This window comes from Lacinutrix gracilariae (assembly GCF_042684485.1).
GTDB classification, from domain to species: domain Bacteria; phylum Bacteroidota; class Bacteroidia; order Flavobacteriales; family Flavobacteriaceae; genus Oceanihabitans; species Oceanihabitans gracilariae.
Window position 1 is genome coordinate 1,581,683 of sequence record NZ_JBHULM010000011.1, and the last position, 16,611, is coordinate 1,598,293.

The following is a 16,611-nucleotide window of genomic DNA, read 5'->3' on the forward strand; positions in this document are numbered from 1 at the left end:
ATTACGTAGGAGTAAAAAATGCAAGAGTTATTTAAAAACATAAAAGGAGATAGGTTAATTTGGGCATTAGCAGCGCTATTGGCTATTTTTTCATTCTTACCTGTATATAGCGCAGCAAGCAACTTGGCTTATGTTGGTGGTACAGGAAATACCTTTTCGTTTTTTATAAAGCATTTTATGCATTTGTTTTTAGGATTTGTAATCATGTATGGAGTGCATAAAATTCCGTACAGATATTTTAGAGGTTTGTCTATGATTATGATTCCTGTAGTACTGGTTTTATTGGTTGTAACCATGCTACAAGGAACCACTATTGAAGGCGCTAATGCTAGTAGGTGGATTCAAATCCCGATAGTTAATATGTCTTTTCAAACATCTACGCTTGCAGCTGTTGTGCTCATGGTATATGTGGCTAGATATATGTCTAAAATACATGATAAAAAAATTACTTTTGTCGAAACTATTTTGCCGCTTTGGGTACCAGTGTTTTTAGTGTTAATACTTATTCTGCCTGCAAACTTTTCAACAGCAGCCATTATTTTTGTTATGACTATTATATTGGTGTTTTTAGGTGGTTATCCGTTGCGCTATTTGGCTGTTATTATTGGTTCCGGAATTTTTGCTTTAATGCTCTTTGTTTTGATAGCAAAAGCATTTCCAGATGCTATGCCAAATAGAATTGATACTTGGATGAGTAGAATAGAAAGTTTCTCTAATGGCGAAGATACTGAGGCAGATTACCAAATTGAAAAAGCTAAAATAGCAATTGCTTCAGGGGGTATTCAAGGAGTAGGTCCAGGAAAAAGTATTCAGAAAAACTTTTTGCCACAATCCTCATCCGATTTTATTTTTGCAATTATTGTAGAAGAATATGGCTTAATGGGAGGTTTGCTACTTATGATATTATATATGTGGCTACTTTTTAGAATTTTAATTGTAGCGCAAAAATCAGATACCGTTTTTGGTAAGCTGCTGGTGCTTGGTGTTGGTTTGCCAATTGTTTTTCAAGCATTAATTAACATGGCTGTAGCTGTAGAGCTGTTTCCTGTAACAGGGCAAACCTTACCACTAGTTAGTAGTGGAGGAACATCTATCTGGATGACCTGTTTAGCTATTGGTATTGTGTTAAGTGTAAGCGCAAAAAGAGAAGAAGATATAAATAAAAAGACCCAAGAAAGTAAAGAAGATAATCCGTTAGAAATACTTTCGGAAACTATATAAATTAAATGTTACACATCACTTGTTAAAGTGCTGTAGAAAATAAAAGTGAGTACAGAGAAAAAAACATATAAAATTATCCTTTCAGGAGGAGGAACAGGAGGACATATTTATCCTGCAATTGCTATTGCAAATGAATTAAAGTCTCGTTTTCCCGATGCTGAAATTTTGTTTGTTGGTGCAAAAGATAGAATGGAAATGGAAAAAGTGCCTCAAGCAGGTTATGCTATAAAAGGACTTTGGATTTCTGGTATACAGCGTAAGTTAACATTAAAAAACCTAATGTTTCCGTTTAAGCTTTTAAGTAGTTTGTATCATGCTAGAAAAATTGTAAAGCAATTTAAACCAGATGTAGCTATAGGTACAGGAGGTTTTGCAAGCGGACCACTATTGCAAGTAGCAACTTCTAAAGGAGTTCCTGCTTTAATACAAGAGCAAAATTCTTTTCCTGGTATTACCAATAAATTGTTAGCAAAAAAAGTACAGAAAATTTGTGTTGCTTATGATGGTTTAGATCGTTTTTTTCCAAAAGAAAAATTAATTAAAACAGGAAATCCTGTTCGTCAAGATTTACTAGATATAGATTCTAAAGTAGCTGAAGCAAAAAAGTACTTTAATTTAAAAGAAGGCAAAAAAACACTTCTAGTTATTGGAGGTAGTTTAGGTGCAAGACGTATTAATCAGTTAATAAAAGAAGAACTAGATTATTTTAATACGTTAAACATTCAGGTGATTTGGCAATGCGGAAAATTATACTATAAAACGTATAAAATTGATGGCAATGAAAAGCATGTGCAACTTCATGAGTTTATAAATAATATGGATCTAGCCTATGCAGCAGCAGATATCATTATTTCACGTGCAGGAGCAAGTTCTGTAAGTGAGCTTTGTATAGTTGGTAAGCCTGTTATTTTTATTCCGTCACCAAATGTAGCAGAAGACCATCAAACAAAAAATGCTATGGCTATTGTTAATGAAAATGCTGCTATGTTAATTAAGGAAAGTGATCTGGTTGTAGATTTTGAAAATAAGTTTACGCAGCTAATGGCTTCACCAGAAAAACAACAAGAATTAGGAGACAATATTAAGAAACTAGCATTGGTGCATGCCACAAAAGAAATAGTAAATGAAGTGGAAAAACTATTAAAAAAATAAAATATATAATTAAACATAGATTCCTACTTGTAAAGGAGTAATAAAAATGAATTTAAACAACATACATAACATTTATTTTATTGGCATTGGAGGCATTGGCATGAGTGCGCTTGCACGTTACTTTAAAGCTAGTAATAAAAATGTGGCTGGTTATGATAAAACCCAAACTGCGGTTACAGATAGTTTGGTAGATTTAGGTATTAAAATTCATTTTGAAGACTCTATTGCGCAAGTAGATGAAGCTTTCTTAAATTATGATACCACTTTGGTGGTGTATACTCCAGCGGTTCCTAAAAACCATAAAGAGCTTACGTATTTTAAAAACAATAAAAACTTTACTGTTTTAAAACGATCAGAAATTTTAGGATTAATTACCCAAAATACCTTTTGTTTAGCAGTTGCAGGTACGCATGGTAAAACAACCACAACAAGTATTTTAGGGCATTTAATGTATCAATGTAATGTGGAGTTGACTGCTTTTTTAGGAGGAATAAGTGAAAACTATAATTCTAATTTAATACTAAACGGAAATAAAGTTTCTGTAGTAGAAGCCGATGAGTTTGATAGATCATTCTTAACGCTATCACCAGATTTAGCATGTATAACTTCTATGGATGCTGATCACTTAGATATTTATGGTGATGCTTCAGAATTGATTAAATCCTTCCAAGATTTTTCAGAAAAAATAAAACCTAACGGAAAACTGTTTGTTAAAAATGGTTTGCCTTTACAAGGAATTACTTACGGAATTGAAGATGATGCTGACTATTCTGTACAAAATATAAAAATACAAAATGGTGTTTATGTGTTTGATGTAAAAATGCCAAATGCAACACTAAAAGATGTTCAATTTAACCTACCAGGTAGACACAATTTGTCGAATGCATTAATAGCCTTGGCGATGGCTGCAGAATATGGTTGCCCTCACCAGCAGCTCGCCAAAGCATTAGCATCTTACAAAGGCGTAAGACGTAGGTTTACTTATCAAATTAAAACCGAAGAATTGGTTTATATAGATGATTATGCACATCATCCAGAAGAAATAAATGCAGTGCATCAAGCTGTTCGTGAAATGTATCCAAACAAAAAAGTGTTGGCTGTATTTCAACCGCATTTGTTTTCTAGAACAAAAGACTTTGTAGATGAATTTGCTACAAGCTTATCGCAGTTTGATGAAGTGATGTTGCTAGATATTTATCCAGCAAGAGAATTGCCAATGGAAGGTGTTACTTCTAGCTGGTTACTGCAAAAAATACAAAATAAAAATAAGCAGCTTGTAGTTAAAAAGGAGTTGGTTACAAAAATAAAGGAAAGTAAAGCACAAGTAATTTTAACTATAGGTGCAGGAGATATAGGAGCAGAAGTAGAACAAATAAAAAAAGGATTAAGCGTTGCGAGTTAATTGGAACTACATAAAAATGGGTGTACTACTAGTATTAGTAGGGTTTCTGTATGCTTTTTCTACAACAAAAAATAAGGTAAGAAAAGTATCGCAACCTCAAGTGCAATTTTTAGGCGATAATAACCTGTTTATAACACAGGCTAATGTTAGTAAGTTGTTAATACAAAATCAAGTAGCAGTTTCAAATGCGTCTAAAGAAATTTTAGATTTGAACAAGTTAGAGGCAGCCCTAAACTCTAATCCAATGATAAAGTCTGCACAAGTGTACCTTTCTGTAAGTGGAGAGCTTAAAGCTGAAGTGACGCAGAAAACACCTATAGCAAGAGTAAGTGCTAATTCATCCTATTATATAGATGATCAAGGCAAATATATGCCATTGTCTAAAAATCATGCAGCAAGAGTACCATTGGTAACCGGTTTTGTAAAAAAAGAATCGCTAGAAAATGTGTTTAAAATTGCTGAAAAAATAAATGAAGACCCTTTTTTAAATAAATATGTGATAGAAATTCATCAAAATCGCGATAATAGTATCTATTTAAAGTTAAGACAGTCTACCTTTGTGGTTCATTTAGGAAAATTAAATCAATTAGATAAAAAGATAAATAACTTAAAGGCATTTTATCAAAAGGCATTAAAAGAAAAAACACTTAATAATTACAGTAAAGTTAATTTACAGTTTGATAACCAAGTAGTGTGCACCAAAACGTAAACTATGGAAAATAATATAGCAGTAGGACTTGACATTGGAACCACAAAAATTGTGGCTATGATTGGTCGTAAAAACGAATATGGAAAGGTAGAAATTTTAGGTATAGGTAAATCTAAAAGCCTTGGTGTACATCGTGGTGTAGTAAATAATATTACGCAAACTATTCAGTCTATTCAGTTGGCAGTACAAGAAGCAGAAACTGCTGCAGCTGCAAAAATAGAAGGTGTAACCGTTGGTATTGCAGGACAACATATAAGAAGCTTGCAACATAGTGATTATATAACAAGAGCAAACTCAGACCAGGTTATAGATGAAGAAGATATAGATAGACTAATTAATCAAGTGCATAAGTTAGTAATGCTTCCTGGTGAAGAAATTATACATGTACTACCGCAAGAATATAAAGTAGATGGTCAAGCCGAAATTAAAGAACCTGTAGGTATGTATGGCGGAAGATTAGAAGCTAATTTTCATGTTGTAGTTGGTCAAGTATCTTCTATTAGAAATGTAGGTAGATGTATACAAAGTGCAGGACTACAATTAGAGGGTGTTACTCTAGAGCCTTTAGCATCTTCTAACGCTGTATTAAGTCAAGAAGAAAAAGAAGCAGGAGTAGCGCTTATAGATATAGGAGGTGGTACAACAGATTTAGCCATTTTTAGAGATGGTATTATTCGTCATACTGCTGTAATTCCTTTTGGAGGTAATGTAATTACAGAAGACATAAAAGAAGGTTGCTCTATTATAGAAAAGCAAGCAGAACTTTTAAAAATAAAATTTGGGTCTGCATGGCCAGGAGAAAATAAAGACAATGAAATTGTTTCTATTCCAGGTTTAAGAGGTAGAGAACCCAAAGAGATTACCTTAAAAAATCTCTCTAAAATAATACATGCAAGAGTGGTAGAAATCATTGAGCAGGTATATGTAGAGATTAAAAATTATGGTCACGAAGAACAAAAAAAGAAACTTATTGCAGGAATTGTTTTAACAGGTGGTGGCGCACAATTAAAACATTTAAAGCAATTGGTAGAGTTTATAACAGGAATGGATACCAGAATAGGATATCCTAATGAGCACCTTGCAGGTAATAGTGATGATGAGATTACAAGTCCGTTATTTGCTACAGCTGTAGGATTGGTTATGGATGGATTAAAAAGAAATGAAAGAAAAAAAGCAGAAACTATTGCAGAAGAAATTGAAACTATAGATGAAGAAAATGAAAATACAGAAGAAGAAACAGAAGCTATAGAGCAACCACAACCAGTAAAAGAAAGACGTTCCTTTTTAGATAAATTAAGTGAACGCTTAAAAGATTTTTTAGATAACGCAGAGTAAAGTAATAAGTAAGAAAATAAAACCGAAATTCATGAGCAGCAACAAAGAATTCGAAACCAACATATCATTTGATTTACCAAAAAATCAATCAAATGTAATTAAAGTTATTGGAGTAGGTGGTGGAGGTAGCAACGCTATCAACCACATGTTTCAACAAGGCATTAAAGGGGTAGACTTCGTAATCTGTAATACAGATGCGCAAGCACTTCAAAACAGCGGTGTACCCAACAAAATTCAACTAGGTCTTAACCTTACAGAAGGGTTAGGTGCAGGAGCAAATCCAGATGTAGGAGAGCAATCTGCTATTGAGAGTTTTGAAGATCTACAACGTATGTTAGATACCAATACCAAAATGATTTTCATTACAGCAGGAATGGGAGGAGGAACTGGTACTGGAGCAGCACCTATTATTGCTAAAATGGCTAAAGATTTAGACATTTTAACAGTAGGTATTGTTACTATGCCTTTTCAGTTTGAAGGAAAAATGCGTAATGAGCAAGCACAAGAAGGTATTGAAAAATTAAGAAACGTAGTAGATTCCTTAATTGTAATAAACAATAATAAACTTCGTGATGTATATGGTAATCTAGGGTTTAAAGCAGGATTCTCTAAAGCAGACGAAGTGCTATCTACTGCTGCTCGTGGTATAGCAGAAGTTATTACACACCACTATACACAAAATATTGATTTACGTGATGCTAAAACTGTTTTAAGTAATAGCGGAACAGCTATTATGGGTTCTGCTAGTTCTTCTGGTCAAAATCGTGCTCATGAAGCAATACGTAAAGCATTAGATTCGCCTTTACTAAATGATAATAAAATTATTGGAGCTAAAAACGTATTGTTGCTAATCGTTTCTGGAGCTCAAGAAATTACTATTGATGAAATAGGTGAAATTAATGATCATATTCAAAACGAAGCTGGTCATGGTGCAAATATTATTATGGGTGTTGGTGAAGATGAGTCTCTAGATGAGTCTATTGCTGTAACCATTATAGCTACAGGTTTTGATATTGAACAACAAGATGAAATTTCGAATACCGAAACTAAAAAAGTAATTCATACACTAGAAGAAGAAAAAAACTTAGATACAGACACCTCTAAAAAAGGAAACAATCCTGCAATACTAAAACCTAATATTGAGTTAGAGAAAAAGGTAGAACCAGTAGTTGTAAAACACACTTTAGATTTAAATGAATTAGAAGATGCTTTTGAAACTCCTAAAAAGGAAGTATCAAAACCTGTAGATTTAGTACCTACTACAGATACTATTAAAAATATGCATGTAGTATATGACGAAGTTGTTGCACCTAAAACTACAGAAGATACTACTATTACAGAAAACCCTTTAAAAGAAGTAACTTTTGAAGATACCTTACAAGAAGATGATTTTGTAATAACAAATGCAACACCAGAAGCTGAACCTATTTCAGATTTTGAAGAAGAGAAACAAATAACGCTAACTTTTGATATGCCTTTAAGCGAGCCTGTAAAGCCTGCTGTGCCAGAAGTTGAAGATACTAAAGAAGAAGTAATCGAGGAAGAGAAAAAAGTGGTTCATACTTTAGATGCCCAAGAAATTAAAGAAATTCCTGTTAATGATTATGTAGAGCTTGTATCTGTTACAGAAACAAATAAAGATGGCGAAATACGTTACGCTTTAGATGATTATTTAGATTTTGAATCTACTGATGAGCCTAAGCAAAAAGAGCCAAAAGTAGAGGTAGTAGATAAAGAACTAGACCAAGAAGTTGTTTTTGAAAAGAAAGAAGTAGCAAAGGTTGAAGTTAAAGAAGAAGTAGAAGAAATTGACCCAATGAATAGTCCAATTTCAGACCTACTAAAAGATAGAGCAGAAGAACGTAGACGTAAAATGAAGGATTTTAACTATAAATTCAATAATGCTAAAATTGATGATATAGAAAAAGTACCAGCATATAAACGTCAAGGTGTAGATCTGCAAGATGTACAACACTCATCACAAAAAACAAGTATGTCTAAAACTAGTTTAAGTATTGATGATAATGATGATATGTTATTCCGTAGTAACAATTCATTCTTACATGATAATGTAGATTAAGTAATTTGATTAATAGCAACTAACCCGAAAAATACTTCAAAATATTTTTCGGGTTTTTTAGTTTAATACTGTAGCTTCCTACTTGCAAATGCTCACTTTTTTATACCTTTGTACTTCAAAATTTAAAATAGGTTATGAGCTTACAAAAAGATATAATGACAGCTATGAAAGCTGCAATGAAATCTAAAGACCAAACAGCATTATCTGCATTAAGAGCAGTAAAATCTGAAATACTTTTAGCACAAACACAAACAGGTTCTAAAGAGGAAATAACAGAAGAGCAAGAAATAAAAATCTTATCTAAATTAGTAAAGCAACGTAAGGATAGTGCAGCTATTTTTACCGAACAAAATAGAACAGATTTAGCAGAGCCAGAATTAGCACAAGCAGAAGTTATTAGCCAATTCTTACCAGCACAATTAAGCGAAGCAGAAATTGAAAAAGTAGTTGTAGAAACTATTGCAGCTGTTGGTGCAGAAGGTATGAAAGATATGGGTAAAGTAATGGGAATAGTAAACCAAAAACTTGCAGGACAAGCAGATGGTAAAACAATCTCTACCATTGTAAAAGCTAAATTAGCTTAGTACTTTATACAAGGTAAGCATAAAAGTTTTTTAGTGAAATCAACAGGTTTGGTTTTGTTAAAAAACTTTTTTGTTTTTAGTCCTATACAGACTTAATTCCTCTTTTTTCTTTTCCATGATACATTTTCCTTGTAAGATAAAAGCAATACATGTAAATTGGCAATAATAATTTTATACAAATTATTTAGCCTACTATTTACAAATGATAAACCTACTTTTTCTATTTCAATCTGCTTCAAAAAATAATGAATCTTCAAGTGTTATTTTTGTTGTTTTAATTGTTATAGGCTTTTTAATAATTGCAGGAATTGGCCTTTTTAAATTTGTTGAAGGCTTTTATGTAGATTTTATAGCTAAAAAACCATTGTTTAGGCATTTGTATTTGTTTCCTAAAGAGCTGAATGCAAATCAAAAAAGAATTTTAGAAAACGATTTTAGTTTTTATAAACGTCTAGATGTTAAACAGCAAAAGTATTTTAGGCATCGTGTATATACATTTATTTCTCATGTAGATTTTGTAGGAAAAGAAAATATTAAAATAGATGATGAAAAGAAAACCTTAGTAGCAGCAACAGCAATCATGCTTACTTTTGGGTATCGTGATTATGCTATTAACTTGGTAGATAAAATATTAATATATCCTACTGTGTTTTATTCTAAGCTAGATAAAAACTACCATAAAGGGCATTTTAATCCAGGATATAGAGCAATAATATTGTCTTGGGAAGATTTTGTACATGGACATAAAATTCAAGACGACAACTTAAATCTTGGTATTCATGAATTTGTACATGCATTACATTTAAGCTACTTACATTCTAAGCGTAATAATGATATTAGCGCTCATATATTTACTAGTAGCTTAGATGCATTACATGCTTATATACAGTCTAAAGCAAACCTTAAATTACAGATGGAAAACTCAACTTATTTTAGAAGCTATGCTTTTAAAAACGATTTTGAATTTACGGCAGTAATCATCGAGAATTTTATTGAAACTCCTAACGAGTTTAAAATTCACTTTCCTAATGTATATAAACATGTAAAGCAAATGCTTAACTTTAATTTTATAGGCTATTAAGAATTAGAAAGTTTCTTTAAATTAGCAATAGTAGCAGTTGGGTTTTCACTCTTAAAAACGTGACTTCCAGCAACAAAAACATCAGCACCAGCTTCTACTAGTTTTTCTATGTTTTTATCGGTTACACCACCATCAATTTCAATTCTAGTATCTAAACCTTGCTCGTCAATCATTTTTCTAAGTTTCTTAACTCTAGCGTAGGTCATTTCTTCAAATTTCTGACCACCAAAACCAGGATTAATAGACATTAATAATACCATATAACATTTTGGTAAAATATCTTCTAGAACAGAAACAGGAGTTGTTAAGTTTAAAACCACACCAGCTTTACAGCCAGCATCTTCAATTTGTGTAAGCGTTCTGTGTAAATGTACTGTAGATTCATGGTGTACAGTAATAATATCTGCGCCAACTTTTGCAAATTCTTCAATATAACGCTCTGGTTTTTCAATCATTAAATGTACATCTAATGGTTTGGTTGCGTGCTTTTTAATAGCAGCAATTACTGGCATTCCGTAAGAAATGTTTGGTACAAAATGACCATCCATTACGTCAATATGAAACCAATCGGCATCACTATTATTAACCATTTCTGTATCACGTTGTAAGTTGCCAAAGTCTGCGGAAAGCATTGAAGGAGCAATTAATTTTGTAGTCATTTTTTAGTTTGTGTTGTGTTTGCGCAAATATAGAAAAGTCTTTTTTAAGTGTATACCTTTTTGGTACAAGAAAAGCCGCTTTTGTAAGCAAAATAATTTAAGAAATGGCTAAAAATGAATGAACCCAGAGTAATCAGCTCTGGGTTCTTTCATCAATCAAAAAACGAACAGTTATGAAATACTCAATCTCTTAAGTATAAACTGTTTGTTACTATAATTTAGGTGTAATTAGTAAAAACTACTATCCTAAATACGTTTTTAATATTTTACTTCTAGACGTATGTTTTAATCTACGTATAGCTTTTTCTTTAATTTGTCTTACACGCTCACGAGTTAAATCAAACGTTTCACCAATTTCTTCTAAGGTCATTGGGTGTTGGTTTCCTAAACCAAAGTATAATCTAATAACGTCAGCTTCACGAGGAGTTAATGTTTCAAGAGCACGTTCAATCTCTGTACGTAAAGACTCATGTAATAAATCTTTATCAGGATTTGGTGACTCACCAGAGTTTAATACATCATATAAGTTAGAATCTTCACCTTCTACTAAAGGAGCATCCATACTTACGTGACGACCAGAATTTTTCATAGACTCCTTAACATCGTTAATAGTCATGTCTAATTCTTTTGCAATTTCTTCTGCACTTGGTGGTCTTTCATGTGCTTGTTCTAAAAAGGCAAACGTTTTATTAATTTTATTAATAGAACCAATTTTATTTAAAGGTAAACGTACAATTCTAGATTGTTCTGCTAATGCTTGTAAAATAGATTGTCTAATCCACCAAACAGCATAAGATATAAATTTAAAACCACGAGTTTCATCAAAACGTTGCGCTGCTTTAATAAGCCCTAAATTTCCTTCATTAATTAAATCTGGTAGTGTTAAACCTTGGTTTTGGTATTGCTTAGCTACAGATACAACGAAACGTAAATTAGCCTTTGTCAACTTCTCTAAAGCAACCTGATCACCTGCTTTAATACGTTGTGCTAATTCTACTTCCTCGTCTGCTGTAATTAAGTCAACTTTACCAATTTCTTGTAAATATTTGTCTAATGAAGCGGTTTCTCTATTGGTAACCTGCTTGGTAATTTTAAGTTGTCTCATCTAATGTTCTCGTGTAAAATTTGTGTGAATAAAACGTTCTATTTAGTTATACGCAGAAAGAGAAGAAAATGTTACAAAAAACTTTACTTTATTTTTTTGGGCGTTACTTTTTGCGCCTATTTACTAAGGTGAAATCTAAAATAAAGTTGTTTGTAAGTATTTAAAGTTAGCAAAAAGTCAGGCTGTCACTACTCGCTCTCTTTGAGGAGCTCAAACATGCCGTTCCATCCTTAACGCGCTTACTTAGTTGGCAATTCGTTGTTTTTTCAGTAGGTTTAAATACAGTTGTAAATTCTTTTTGTTTTCAGAATTCGAGTAAACTCAGTTAGCGTTTTATCCTTTAAACCTTTTAATTTTGATGAAGTGAGTAATTCTGTAATTTTTTCAAATTCTGAATTTAATTAGGATGTTGTTTTACTTTTCCATTTTTTAAGTGAAAGTCCAACTCCACAACCAATTAATAGCCCAGAGATTAAATCATATTCGCTTTTTAAAGTATATTGAATAATAATTCCAATTATGACTAAGCCTAAAGCAATTATTTTTGTTTTATCCATATTTTTTTATTCGTTTTGAGTGCGTTTCGCCAATGAATAGCGGCTATAGAGCAACTAATAATATGTTTTCTGTATTATATATTGGTTCTAATATGTCCATCACCAAATATATAATATTTATTAGTAACCAATTGTTTTAAACCAAGTGGTCCACGATGGTGTAATTTATCTGTACTAATAGCTAATTCTGCACCAACACCCATTTGTCCTCCATCTGTAAATCTAGTAGAAGCATTGTGGTATACAGCAGCACTATCTACTTGTTGCATAAATTTTTCTGCTTGCTTAGCATCTTCTGTTAATATAGCTGCCGAATGCCCTCCAGAATAATTGTTAATCATATCAATGGCAATATCTTCATTGGCAACTTCAGCAATTAAAAGTTTCATGGCTAGAAATTCTTCATACCAAATATCTTGAGCGTCTATTTTATTTTCATCAGGAAGAATGTTGCTTATTTTTTCGTCTACAACTAAATCTACTTCTAACTTTTTTAAAATGGTTTGCAGTTCTTTAACCTTCTTTTCGTAATCAGGAATAGCCTTATCTATTAATACTTTATCTAAGGCGTTACAACCAGAAATTTTATCGGTTTTAGCATTAATAATTACTTTTACTGTTTTTAACCAATCGGCAGTTTTAGCAACATATAAAAAGTTATTACCTCTTCCGCTAATAAGTACAGCACAAGAAGAATGGTCTTTAACAAACTTAATTAAACGCTCACCACCTCTAGGTACTATTAAATCTATTTTTTCTGGTGGGTTTTTTAAAAATTCTTGCGTTTCTTCACGTTGTAAATGCAATAGTTTAATCCACTCTTTAGATAGGTTGTTTTCTGTTAATGCTTCGTGCCAACATTTTTCAAGAATAAGATTACTGTTTATTGCCTCTTTACCACCTTTTAATAAAATTTTATTGTTGGCTTTAAAAGCTAATACAGCAGCTTCAATAGTTACATCTGGTCTAGATTCATAAATAATCATAATGGTACCAAAAGGAGCGCTTTTGTTTTCAATTTTTAAACCACTATCTAGTGTGGTGCTTGAAATAATTTGTGCTACAGGATCTTCTTGGTTTTTAACTTCTTCAATGGCGTTTATCATGCCATTAATTTTAGCTTCATCTACTATAAGTCTATCATATAAAGCCTGGTCGTTTTTACTAAAAGCATCAAGGTCTTTTTTATTAGCTGCTATTATATTATCTCGTTCTCTATTAATGATTTTCATCATAGATAGAAGTACGTTGTTTTTTGTTTTTGTATTTAATAATTTCATCATAATTTTTTAGTGAATAAATTTTGTTCCAACTTCTTTATTGTCAATAATATCAACAATAACATTTCTGCGTTTACCATTGGCAATGTATGTTGGAATATCTCTTTTTGCTGCGCCTTTGGCAATTTTTAGCTTAGAAGCCATGCCACCACGACCTTCGCCTTCTTTTTTGTTAGAAGCCTGCACGTATTGCTCTACGTTTTGGTCTACGGTTACCTCTTTAAGCTTTTTAGAATTTTTGTCGTCTGGGTGACCAGTATATAAACCATCTGTATCAGATAGTATTATTAATCGGTCGGCATCTAATAATTTAGCAACCAAACTGGCCAACTCATCATTATCTGAAAACATAGACATGGTAAGAGATACAGCATCATCTTCATTAGCAATAGGTACTACGCCTTCAGAGAGTAGACCTTCATAACAATTAATCATATTTTCACGATGTTTCCCTTCGTCAAAATCTCTTTTTGTTGCTAGCACTTGACCACAACGCATTCCGTAATCATAAAATATACTATAATAATGACGCATCATTCGTGGTTGTCCTACAGAGGAATAAACCTGTCTTCTAATAGCCATGTCTTTAATGTCTGTTTCGCCAAGCACCTCTTTTCCTGCAATAGCAGCACCAGAAGATACTAAAACAACCTGTATATCACGTTCATATAATTCTGCTATTTGTCTAACCAATTCACGTAAAACTGGTCCTAAAATTCTATTATCTTTATTGGTAAGTACATTAGTACCAACTTTTACTACAATTCGTTTAATATCGTTCTTCATAAATTATTTTTCTTCTCCTAATTCTACAGCTCTATCAAATGCAGCATAAGCAGCATCTTGAATAAGTTGTTTTACATTATTATCATCCATAGAATCTATAGCAGCTTGTGTTGTTCCTCCTTTAGATGCTACTTTGTCAATCCATGATTTTGGTGAAATGTTATTTTGATTAAAAAGTTCTATAGCTCCTTCAAAAGTGCTACTTACTAGTGTTTTAGAATCGTAATCTGAAAAGCCCATTTTTAAAGCAGCATCCATCATAGATTGCATAAAGTAAAATACGTACGCTGGTCCGCTTCCAGAAATACCAGTAGAGGCATCAATAAATTTTTCGGTTTTTACATATATAGAGGTTCCTGTGGTGCTTAATAGGTTTCTAACCATAATAAGTTCTACATTTGAAACATCTGAAGATTCTGTGTAAGAGGTAACTCCTTTACCAACCTTAGCAGGTAAATTAGGCATGGCTCTTACTATTTTTTTTGCTCCAAGCTGTTCTGCTATAGTTTGAATAGTAACACCAGCCATTAACGATACAAATAATTGTTGCTCGTTAATAAGAGATCTTATGTTTTTAAATAGTTCTTCACTGTGGTATGGTTTTACAGCTATAAAAATAATGTCTGCCTTTGGTAAACAGTTTTCTAAGTTATCAAAAACAGTAAATTGTGGTTGTTTACTTAATGTTGTAATTTTTTCAGGATCTGTGTCAAATATCATAAGGTTTTGGTTTCCTAATAATGACGATTTTGCCATTCCTTCAGAATACGTTAAACCCATGTTTCCAGCTCCAATTACTAATACTTTCATGTTTTATATATATTGTTTGGTCTTAATTACCACAAGGACTATACATAAGTGCCAAAAGGAACTACGGATTTAAAGAATTATGAAATCTTAAAAATATTTAGATAAAATATTAATATGTAATATGTAAAGCGCTCATTATATGCGAAAATGGAAATTTGAAAAAATAGCGAAATTAGCAAACTGACATCGTGTCGGTGACAATTTGGAATGTTTTCATAAAAAAAGACCTCAAAATTAAATACTACACACAATGGTAGTACTTAAATTTTGAGGTCTGAATTCTTAAAAAGTAGTATGTTTTTATTTTTTTTCAGGCAAACCACGAGTTAACCAACCGCTTCTGCTAGCTGTTGCAATTGCGTAAGGTGTAATCCAGAATAAACCAAAAGTGTATAAAATACTATAAGGATATGCCCAGAAACCTTGTGATGATTTATGACGATTTGCAAAAAATACTAATGAAAAAGTAGAAAGTATTAATATACTAACTAATGTAGAACCCAAGAAAAGTAAAGGATGCGTTAAAACAAAGAATAGCATAAAAATTAATAAAGGATAGCTCATGATTAATCGAGCAGAATGGCTAATAAATAATAAGCGAGTACCTGTTTTTTTACCTGTTCTAAAGTTAGTAAAAACATATTTTGCCATTTCTAGGTTTTCACGCACATTACTGCGTCCCCAACGTATAAACATTTTATATAAACCTAAATACTCTTCTGGTACATTGGTATAGGCAACCGCATTTTTTTGAAAGAGAACGTGTTCTCCTTGTTTTAAAATCATGTTGGTCATTGCGCGATCTTCACCAATATCTGATGGTGAACCCATAAACGTTTGGTTTATCCATTCTGGTAAACATTTAGCAACAGCTGTACTTCTGTAGGCCGCTAATGCTCCTGGAGTACAAAGAACAGAGTTTAAATTACTTTCTGCCGAACGAACAAACTCAAAGCTCATTACAAAACTTACATCTAACATTTTAGGAAGCATTTCCTTTTTGTTATTTAAAACTCTAATGTTTCCTGCAACAGCACCACATTGTGGATTGTTTACAAATGGACTAACTAGGTTTCTAAGTGTGTCTTCTGTTACTATAGAATCGCTGTCTACTGTAATAAATATCTCGCCAGTACCAATATTAAAACCTCTGTATAAAGCATGGCGCTTGCCTTTGTTTTCTGGTTGTTTAAGTATTTCTAGTTTATTACCAAGTTGTTCTTTAGCATCTAGCATCCATTTCCAGGTGTCATCTAAACTACCATCATCTATTGCTAAAAGTTGTAATTTATGTTCTGGATAATTACTCTTTGCTAAGCTCATTAAGGTATGCCATACTTGTTTTCCTTCGTTATAAGCAGGAACAATTACAGTACAAGTTGGCAATTCATTATCTGTTACAGAGGCAACAGGTTTGTATTTGATATAGTTGTAGGCTGTGTAGATAAAAAATAAAATCTTGTAAACAAAAAGAGTAGTAGCAATAGCTATAAAAGTGAAGCCTAATGTAGATTCTAGTAAAAATGCATTAAATTTTTCGAAGTCATTGTGAAAAACAGAGAAAAAATAAACACCCATTAAAATGAATAAAAAAGTACTTAATAGTACAATTCTGTTTTGAGGGTTTTGTGTTTTTCCGTTCGTGTGAAGTATGGAACTGAAAAACGAGTTGAAATTTTTAGTTTTAGATTTTAATTTAGTGGCTTCGTGTACTTTTGTTTGCATAAATCTTGCTGTTAAGTTTTTACTTACAATAGGATTTACGTGTTAATTGTTTGTTTAGATGTTTGTGTTTTATCTTTTAAGAAAATATTATGTTTTAAAAACATTAACTGGTTGAAAATATAGGG

Annotated in this window: 15 protein-coding genes; 8 read left to right on the top strand and 7 right to left on the bottom strand. The window is 32.2% G+C overall.

Annotated elements, in window-relative coordinates:
• Positions 1 to 18 precede the first annotated feature (18 nt).
• From ACFSSB_RS13915 to ACFSSB_RS13950, 8 genes are all read left to right on the top strand, one after another.
• The gene (locus ACFSSB_RS13915; protein WP_379905291.1) at positions 19 to 1,221 is read left to right on the top strand and encodes an FtsW/RodA/SpoVE family cell cycle protein; all 1,203 of its coding nucleotides are present in this window, start codon (positions 19 to 21) and stop codon (positions 1,219 to 1,221) included.
• Positions 1,222 to 1,266: 45 nt separating this feature from the next.
• A complete protein-coding gene (murG, locus tag ACFSSB_RS13920) occupies positions 1,267 to 2,373 on the top strand; it encodes an undecaprenyldiphospho-muramoylpentapeptide beta-N-acetylglucosaminyltransferase (protein ID WP_379905293.1) in 1,107 nt (368 codons plus the stop codon).
• A 46-nt stretch (positions 2,374 to 2,419) separates the two neighbouring features.
• Positions 2,420 to 3,775: a UDP-N-acetylmuramate--L-alanine ligase gene (murC, locus tag ACFSSB_RS13925; protein ID WP_379905295.1), complete on the top strand. Its 1,356-nt coding sequence runs from the start codon at positions 2,420 to 2,422 to the stop codon at positions 3,773 to 3,775.
• A 16-nt stretch (positions 3,776 to 3,791) separates the two neighbouring features.
• The gene (locus ACFSSB_RS13930; RefSeq protein WP_379905297.1) at positions 3,792 to 4,484 is read left to right on the top strand and encodes a cell division protein FtsQ/DivIB; all 693 of its coding nucleotides are present in this window, start codon (positions 3,792 to 3,794) and stop codon (positions 4,482 to 4,484) included.
• Between the two features lie 3 nt (positions 4,485 to 4,487).
• A complete protein-coding gene (gene ftsA, locus ACFSSB_RS13935) occupies positions 4,488 to 5,819 on the top strand; it encodes a cell division protein FtsA (RefSeq protein WP_379905299.1) in 1,332 nt (443 codons plus the stop codon).
• A gap of 31 nt (positions 5,820 to 5,850) precedes the next feature.
• Entirely contained in the window at positions 5,851 to 7,899 is a 2,049-nt protein-coding gene (ftsZ, locus tag ACFSSB_RS13940) for a cell division protein FtsZ (protein ID WP_379905301.1), read from the top strand.
• A 134-nt stretch (positions 7,900 to 8,033) separates the two neighbouring features.
• Positions 8,034 to 8,483, top strand: coding sequence for a GatB/YqeY domain-containing protein (locus ACFSSB_RS13945; protein ID WP_379905303.1), 450 nt, complete (start codon positions 8,034 to 8,036; stop codon positions 8,481 to 8,483).
• 202 nt (positions 8,484 to 8,685) lie between these two features.
• The gene (locus tag ACFSSB_RS13950; protein WP_379905305.1) at positions 8,686 to 9,564 is read left to right on the top strand and encodes a zinc-dependent peptidase; all 879 of its coding nucleotides are present in this window, start codon (positions 8,686 to 8,688) and stop codon (positions 9,562 to 9,564) included.
• Here ACFSSB_RS13950 and rpe read toward each other — a convergent pair.
• The 7 genes from rpe to ACFSSB_RS13985 all read right to left on the bottom strand — a co-directional run bounded on the left by rpe (position 9,561) and on the right by ACFSSB_RS13985 (position 16,486).
• Complete coding sequence (gene rpe, locus ACFSSB_RS13955) at positions 9,561 to 10,223, bottom strand: ribulose-phosphate 3-epimerase (RefSeq protein WP_379905307.1); 663 nt, start codon at positions 10,221 to 10,223, stop codon at positions 9,561 to 9,563. The two genes, ACFSSB_RS13950 and rpe, sit on opposite strands and share 4 nt — an antisense overlap.
• Positions 10,224 to 10,464: 241 nt before the next feature.
• Entirely contained in the window at positions 10,465 to 11,328 is an 864-nt protein-coding gene (locus ACFSSB_RS13960; protein WP_072349917.1) for a sigma-70 family RNA polymerase sigma factor, read from the bottom strand.
• A gap of 401 nt (positions 11,329 to 11,729) precedes the next feature.
• On the bottom strand, positions 11,730 to 11,885 hold the full coding sequence (locus ACFSSB_RS13965; RefSeq protein WP_379905309.1) for a hypothetical protein: 156 nt from the start codon (positions 11,883 to 11,885) through the stop codon (positions 11,730 to 11,732).
• Between the two features lie 74 nt (positions 11,886 to 11,959).
• Positions 11,960 to 13,165 carry a glutamate-5-semialdehyde dehydrogenase gene (locus ACFSSB_RS13970; protein WP_379905697.1) on the bottom strand — a complete coding sequence of 402 codons (1,206 nt, stop codon included), beginning with the start codon at positions 13,163 to 13,165 and terminating at the stop codon, positions 11,960 to 11,962.
• Positions 13,166 to 13,174: 9 nt separating this feature from the next.
• Complete coding sequence (gene proB, locus ACFSSB_RS13975) at positions 13,175 to 13,951, bottom strand: glutamate 5-kinase (RefSeq protein ID WP_379905311.1); 777 nt, start codon at positions 13,949 to 13,951, stop codon at positions 13,175 to 13,177.
• A 3-nt stretch (positions 13,952 to 13,954) separates the two neighbouring features.
• Entirely contained in the window at positions 13,955 to 14,761 is an 807-nt protein-coding gene (gene proC / locus ACFSSB_RS13980) for a pyrroline-5-carboxylate reductase (protein WP_379905313.1), read from the bottom strand.
• Between the two features lie 300 nt (positions 14,762 to 15,061).
• Complete coding sequence (locus tag ACFSSB_RS13985) at positions 15,062 to 16,486, bottom strand: glycosyltransferase (RefSeq protein ID WP_379905315.1); 1,425 nt, start codon at positions 16,484 to 16,486, stop codon at positions 15,062 to 15,064.
• Positions 16,487 to 16,611 lie beyond the last annotated feature (125 nt).